This is a genomic window from Lysobacter sp. TAB13 (assembly GCF_052113885.1).
Lineage (GTDB): Bacteria > Pseudomonadota > Gammaproteobacteria > Xanthomonadales > Xanthomonadaceae > Lysobacter > Lysobacter gummosus.
In genome coordinates, this window is the sequence record NZ_JBFRDR010000098.1 from 1 (window position 1) to 595 (window position 595).

The 595-nt window shown below is 69.1% G+C and carries 1 pseudogene; it reads left to right on the forward strand.

Going from position 1 to position 595, the window contains the following annotated elements:
• Nucleotides 1-402 (forward strand): annotated as a pseudogene (locus AB4Y92_RS25300) (hypothetical protein); the annotation flags it as partial.
• Nucleotides 403-595 lie beyond the last annotated feature (193 nt).

The following is a 595-nucleotide window of genomic DNA, read 5'->3' on the forward strand; positions in this document are numbered from 1 at the left end:
CTGCATCCCGACCGCCCGTTGACGGAGGAACAGCTTCGCCTGCCTGCAAGCTGGAAGCGCCCCGTCGGCCTGTTTCACTCCGTGGCGGATGTCGCCCGACGCGATAACCTGTCGGTGCGCGAACTGGCCCGGGTCTTCCAGCTCGACATCGGCCATCGCCTGGTGGTCGGCACGCCGGAATCCGTGGCCGAGCAGATGCTCGACTGGTGGCGCGACGACGCCAGCCATGGCTTCGCCATTCGCGCGCAATATCTGCCCGAAGACGCGACGCTGCTCGCCGATGAGGTCATCCCGATTCTGCGCAAGGCAGGCGCCTTCCCGGAGGGCTATCGCAAGGAATCCCTGCGTGAGCGTTTCGGCGCCCATGACGATGCGCCCGAGCGCGCTGCCCTGGCGGGCTGAGCCATGCAGGAAGCCCCAAACGGACCCGCTGTGCTGGCGCGCCTGACCGATGAGGCGCGACGTGCGATCGCCCTCGTCTCCCGCCCCCTTGCCTGGGACAGCGGGCCGGGCGCCGACCTCGACGTCGCGATCATCGGCGGTGGGCAGAGCGGGATCGGTGCTGCCTTTGCCCTTTCGCGTGTCGGCGTCACGC